This is a genomic window from Psychrobacter sp. Pi2-51 (assembly GCF_904846665.1).
In the GTDB taxonomy this organism is placed as follows: Bacteria; Pseudomonadota; Gammaproteobacteria; order Pseudomonadales; family Moraxellaceae; genus Psychrobacter; species Psychrobacter glaciei.
Genome location: NZ_CAJHBP010000047.1, coordinates 1 through 5,820 on the forward strand (window position 1 = coordinate 1; position 5,820 = coordinate 5,820).

Sequence of the window (5,820 nt, forward strand, 5' to 3'; positions counted from 1 at the left end):
GTACTCAAAGAAAAAGTCAGATACTGCTAAGTATCTGACTTCTCATAAACCCTCAACCTATTCTAGGATGGGACATATTAAATAATAACTAGCTATTCAAAAACGCAATCAATGTGTCATTAAATTCTTTAGCATGGGTCACATTAATACCGTGTGGACCGCCTTCGACAACATGCAACTGACTGTCGGCAATCATATCGTGCGAGCGTTGACCGCTAGCCTCGAATGGGACGATTTGATCAGCATCGCCATGAATGACTAAGGTTGGCACATCGAATTTTTTTAGGTCATCACGGAAATCGGTGTAGCTAAAGGATTTGACACAATCATAAGTCGCTTTCGCTGAAGCAAACGAGGCGATATCGCGATTATATAAGCGCATTGGTTTACTGACCAACAGCTTGCCATCTGCCGGCGTAAAGAAATTCTTGGTAAAGTCGTTTAAGAAAGCGATACGATCTCCGCTTACGCCGTCTAAAAATTCTTGGATAGCGGCATCTGTCAACGCCCCATCAGGATTGTCATCAGCTTTAAACAGATAAGGCGGAACGGCAGAGGCAAGTACTGCTTTGCTAATGCGCTCTGAACCAAATTTGCCCAGATAGCGAGCGACTTCGCCGCCACCCATAGAGAAGCCAACGATAGTAGTATCTGTTAAATCCAGCTCATCCATCAAGCCTTTCAAATCTTGTGCCAAGGTATCATAATCATAGCCATTCCATGGTTTAGAAGATTGACCAAAGCCACGTCTATCATAGGTAATCACTTGATAGCCTGCTTCGACCAGTGCAGGAAGTTGTGCCTCCCAAGCGCGTCCACTCAGCGGCCAGCCATGGATTAATACCACAGGCTTGCCAGTACCTTGGACTTCGTAATATAGGTCGACAGATTGTTCATCTTGCTGTGCAACGTTAACGTAAGGCATAAGTTTTTCCTTTTAGAATTATTATTAAAAAGTATTTTATTTTAACGTTAATGCGCTTACGCAGCTAACGTCAGGTTTTTAGTATAAAAGGTGGATAGAACGATTACTATGACGGGTTGTACAGTAACAGTGTCGATTATAGAGTGGTTCTGTGACATCACAGTAAGTTGCACTGAGCTAGCGACCTTGCAAAAACTCTTTTAATACTCTATAAAATCCAATCGGCTCATCCAAAGGAATGGCATGACCTGCACGTGGCAAAATAACTTCAGTGGCGTTAGGCAGCATGTGGGTCACTTTCTGCTGCCATTTGGCGTCATAAAGTTTAGAGCGACCACCGATGAGATTAACCACAGGAATGGTCACTTTATCTATGGCACCCCGAAAATCGTAAGGTAAGACCAAATAGGCTTGCAAGCAGCGCATTTTTTGATGCCAAATGTCATGGTCGTAAAGCGCGAGTGTGTGGTCGTTTTTATGAGTCATCGCTTGTATAAAAGCTTTTGAACGCGTGCGATTGACGGATAACAAAGAAAACAGCCTTTCGACATCGGTTGCACGGCGCTTGAGCGCAAAAGGCAGATGGGCAAAGCTATTAGAGTCCGCATAAGGTAAGGTCAGATCGATTACTTCTTGAAAGATATCGAACACTTCTTGCTGACGCGTGCCAAATAGCCCCCCTTGCCAGTCGCCTTGATTATGAATCGCTGGATTTTGATCAATATTAAGATAGCGACTGACCCTTGATGCGCCAAAACGCTCAAAATAAGACCACATGACTTGCGCACCCATCGAAATAGCCGCCACTGGCAAAGCCTCTATTTGACGCCATTCACAAATTTTCTCAATCACAGCGTTGGCATCATCCGCATATTGACGGACAAAATCAAACTGTTCCATCGTGAGAGCTTTTGCAGCGCCAAAACCACGCAGATGCGGCAAATAAAATGTATATTTACCCGTCAATGCCAAGATAAAAGGCAAGAATTCGCGTGCATCCATCCCATAAGCATGCAGCATTAGCACTGGCGTGCCTTGACCAATAACTGAAACTGGCAGCGACGTACCGTCAGCAGTAGTAACCGTCAGCGTTTGCAACTGATAACGCGACTGGTAGCGACTGGGCAACGTCATTAAATTGGTCATCATAGCGTCATATTTCCGTCATATATATTGTAATTAATTAGGGCATGTTGAACATAAAACATAAAGTATTTTTATCTTATCGATGAGAGCTTGTTATAGTAAAATCTGTGCTAATAAAACTTGTATTAATCAAACACAGCTAAGCTGACCATAGCATAAAATGTATAGACAGTAAGTGACGCTTGTGATTAACAGCCATTATCCTAAACTTGAAATAAAAGAATAAAGGGGCGATGCTTATGAGCACACCGACACTAGCGTCACTGGATAGCAGCCTTTACCCACAAGTTTGGGAGCAGCAGACATTTAATGATGCGCACAGCTTATTGATAGCGATGTTAACGGGTAACATTAAGACAGATGCCAAGGCTTTTTCCGATGCTTTCACTAGGCAATTACTGGCCAATGACACTTATCAACAGTGGATTAACTTTACGGTATTTGGCGGTTATTTGCAGCGTCAATTTATGGCTTTTTATCGGCAGACAGAAGACAGCTTTAATACAGATATGCCAGCGTTGTTTCGCCGAGAGCTCATACGTCATGCTCAGTATTTACCGCTTACGCAAACGTTGTTTTTGGCAGGAGATATGCCCAAAATCGCTCGTTTCGATAAGCTATTAACCACGACTGTGAATCCTGCCACGGCGGTCTTTAACGCACAGCAAGCCCATAAAAAATCTACTATGAATCGTTCAGTAGCAGTTATTAATCAGATAACCGTCGTCGGTAGGCAGGTGATGGGATTTCCCATACGTCATAATAGGCGTACTAGTGAGCGCACGCGCAATGAAGTATTGGTTTTAGATTTTCAGGATTTGCGCTTGGTCAATGAAGAGAATGTCATCAGCAAAAAAAGAAGCAACATAGATGAGACTATGTTGCTTCGATATTATGAATTACGTTAATGAGCCAAACGCTCGGCTAAACGTTTAAGAATCTTTCTTAGCAATCGTCAGCCCGTTATAGGTTTGCGCAACTGGCATCACTTCCAAGCGATTGACATTAATATGAGCCGGTGATTCGATTAACCATAATAAAATATCGCCAATGTCATCGCCGGTCATGTTTTTAAAGCCATCATAGACCTTGGCGGCTTTATCATCATCGCCATGATAGCGCACGTTTGAAAACTCAGTGCCTGCGACATTACCGGGTTCAAGATTGGTCACGCGCACCTGGGTACCGATTAAATCCGCGCGCAGATTTAGACTGAATTGCTTGACGAATGCTTTGGTCGCGCCATAGACATTCCCACCAAAGTACGGCCAACTGCCAGCAATCGAGCCGACATTGATAATATAACCGCTATCGCGCGCGACCATCGCTGGCAAGACCGCGTGAGTCAGCGCCATGAGACCTTTTATATTGGTATCAGTCATACGCATCCAGTCATCAAGGCTACTACTTTGTGCGGGCTCAGTACCGAGTGCCAATCCCGCATTATTTACGAGCACATCGATTTGCTTAAAACCATCCGGCAAGTCAGCAATGATTTGTGGAATAGAAGCCGTATCGCTCACATCCATCACCACAGGTAAGAATGATTCGCCCAATGTCTCTGCTAGAGCGTTCAGCTTATCAAGGCGTCTAGCACAACCAATCACACGATGACCATTAGCGATCAGACGCTCTGCCAGCGCTTTACCAAAACCGGCGCTTGCTCCTGTAATCAATACGTTCATTATCTATCCTTATCGTTGATGCTGTGTTTGTATCCTGATTTTTAAGACGACTGTTTGTCTTAGCGTATATGTTTTGATTTGCTTGCATTAACCATAATTGTCGCAACTACGGTTACTTATTTATTAGCTAACTGTTTACCAAATATCTTATCACCCGCATCGCCAAGACCTGGAATAATATAACCGTGCTCATCCAAATGACTGTCTAATGCAGCGGTATAAATAGTTACGTCAGGATGTGCTTCATTGACCACACGCACGCCTTCAGGTGCGGCAACCAATACCAACGCTTTGATATTGGTGCAGCCATTTTTCTTTAGCATCTCGATGGTCGCAACCATTGAGCCACCAGTGGCTAGCATTGGATCAATGATTAGGGCAGGGCGTTTGTCCATGTGGCTGACGAATTTTTCAAAGAAAGGTACTGGCTGTAAGGTTTCTTCATCACGCTGTAAACCAACCACAGAAATCTTAGCAGTAGGAATCAAATCGAGCACACCGTCCAACATGCCAATACCCGCACGTAAAATCGGTACAATCGTTGCTGTCTTACCGATAATTTGCTCACCAGTGATTTCACCACACCAGCCTTCCATTGGGAACGTTTCAATCTCAAAATCGCGGCTCGCTTCATACGCCATCAAGCGTGCAAGCTCTTTGGTCAATGTACGAAACTTATAAGTACTACAGTCTTTTTCGCGCATTAAACTGAGTTTATGACGGACTAATGGATGATCGATTACCGTAATTTCTAAACCGCTATTTAAGTCGCTCATAAATACTCTCTTGGTTTTGGTCTGATGCTTGCGCAGTCACTGCGTTTGCTATTAGTATAAAAGATACAAACACTTACTACACTTCAACCCTATAGGTAACACAGTAATCATAAGCTTAACGTTTCCATAATCGCAATCAAAGCAAAGATGGTTTAAGCCAATTAAATTATCATTTGCCTATCTAAGCCGACTATATGCCATGGTTAAATACGAAGTAGTGTTTAGGCCTGCTATGATACCAAAAAAACTGCTTTTCTGATGAAGAATCTTATGAACAATCAACCAGCGAACACTGAAGATGTAATGAATAACGCCAATAGTGCTAGCGCCTTATCCAAAACGAAGGCTGTAGAAGTAGAAACCCATCCGTTCGCTCCTGTGTTACCGCCAGATGCCACCGTGATGATGATGGGCACCTTTCCTCCGACTGCCGATAAATGGGCAATGAGTTTTCACTATCCGAACTTTTATAATGATATGTGGCGTATCTATGGTCGCGTATTTTTTGATGATGCAGATTATTTTAGAGTAGGGGATGAGAAGCGCTTTGATCCTGAGCGTATCCACGACTTTATGTTTGAGCGTGGCATAGCTTCTTGCCCCACAGTAAGACAAGCGATTCGTGAAACCGGTAATGCTTCAGATAAAAATTTAACGGTTGTGACCACTGTCGACTTAGATAACATCTTGCCACAAGTGCCAAAGGTTCATACGTTATTTACCACAGGCGGTAAGGCGACTGAAGTATTGCTTAACTTATTGGCCGAACCACCAGCCAAGTCCAAATATCCTAAGACCAATCAAAATATGGATTATCCCTATCAATGGCAAAACGATAACAATCAAAAAGTGGATGTAAATAATCTTACCTTATATAGGTTGCCTTCAACCTCACGCGCCTATCCTTTAGCCTTAGATAAAAAAGTAGCGGCCTATAAAGACTTTTTTAAAAAGATAGGTAAGCTATAAAAGCATCATATATAGAAGAGGTCTATATAGAAGCTCCGACTAAATTTAAGGAAAAGAGTTAGTCTTGATAAAGGAAAAGTTATTTTTAGCCCTAACCAACTGATAAATAGATGGTATTAATTATAAAATTAGATAGTCCTCAAAATAGAAGACAAACCCCTTGACCCAGTCTTAAAACCCCGTATAATGCGCCCTAGTTGAAAGGGAAGGCTGTTTAGAATGAGTGATGAGACATTTACTTGAAACTAAATAGAAATTACCTCTTGACACGAGATTTAAAGCGTCTATAATACGCCCTCATCAAGACGAGCTGGAAGTA

At 42.7% G+C, this 5,820-nt stretch carries 6 protein-coding genes; 2 read left to right on the plus strand and 4 right to left on the minus strand.

From position 1 onward, the window contains the following. Positions 1-88 precede the first annotated feature (88 nt). Both JMY08_RS13720 and JMY08_RS13725 read right to left on the minus strand, forming a co-directional pair. On the minus strand, positions 89-925 hold the full coding sequence (locus JMY08_RS13720; RefSeq protein WP_201593737.1) for an alpha/beta fold hydrolase: 837 nt from the start codon (positions 923-925) through the stop codon (positions 89-91). Between the two features lie 177 nt (positions 926-1,102). Then, positions 1,103-2,074, minus strand: coding sequence for an alpha/beta fold hydrolase (locus JMY08_RS13725; RefSeq protein WP_201593738.1), 972 nt, complete (start codon positions 2,072-2,074; stop codon positions 1,103-1,105). A 236-nt stretch (positions 2,075-2,310) separates the two neighbouring features. Here JMY08_RS13725 and JMY08_RS13730 point away from each other — a divergent pair, with 236 nt between their 5' ends. Next, the gene (locus JMY08_RS13730; protein ID WP_201593739.1) at positions 2,311-2,979 is read left to right on the plus strand and encodes a hypothetical protein; all 669 of its coding nucleotides are present in this window, start codon (positions 2,311-2,313) and stop codon (positions 2,977-2,979) included. A gap of 24 nt (positions 2,980-3,003) precedes the next feature. Here JMY08_RS13730 and JMY08_RS13735 read toward each other — a convergent pair whose 3' ends face one another. Both JMY08_RS13735 and upp read right to left on the minus strand, forming a co-directional pair. Next, complete coding sequence (locus tag JMY08_RS13735) at positions 3,004-3,756, minus strand: SDR family NAD(P)-dependent oxidoreductase (RefSeq protein WP_201593740.1); 753 nt, start codon at positions 3,754-3,756, stop codon at positions 3,004-3,006. Between the two features lie 116 nt (positions 3,757-3,872). After that, the gene (gene upp, locus JMY08_RS13740; RefSeq protein WP_189586156.1) at positions 3,873-4,532 is read right to left on the minus strand and encodes a uracil phosphoribosyltransferase; all 660 of its coding nucleotides are present in this window, start codon (positions 4,530-4,532) and stop codon (positions 3,873-3,875) included. Between the two features lie 270 nt (positions 4,533-4,802). Here upp and JMY08_RS13745 point away from each other — a divergent pair, with 270 nt between their 5' ends. Beyond that, a complete protein-coding gene (locus JMY08_RS13745; protein WP_413786704.1) occupies positions 4,803-5,501 on the plus strand; it encodes a DNA glycosylase in 699 nt (232 codons plus the stop codon). The last annotated feature ends 319 nt before the right edge of the window (positions 5,502-5,820 follow it).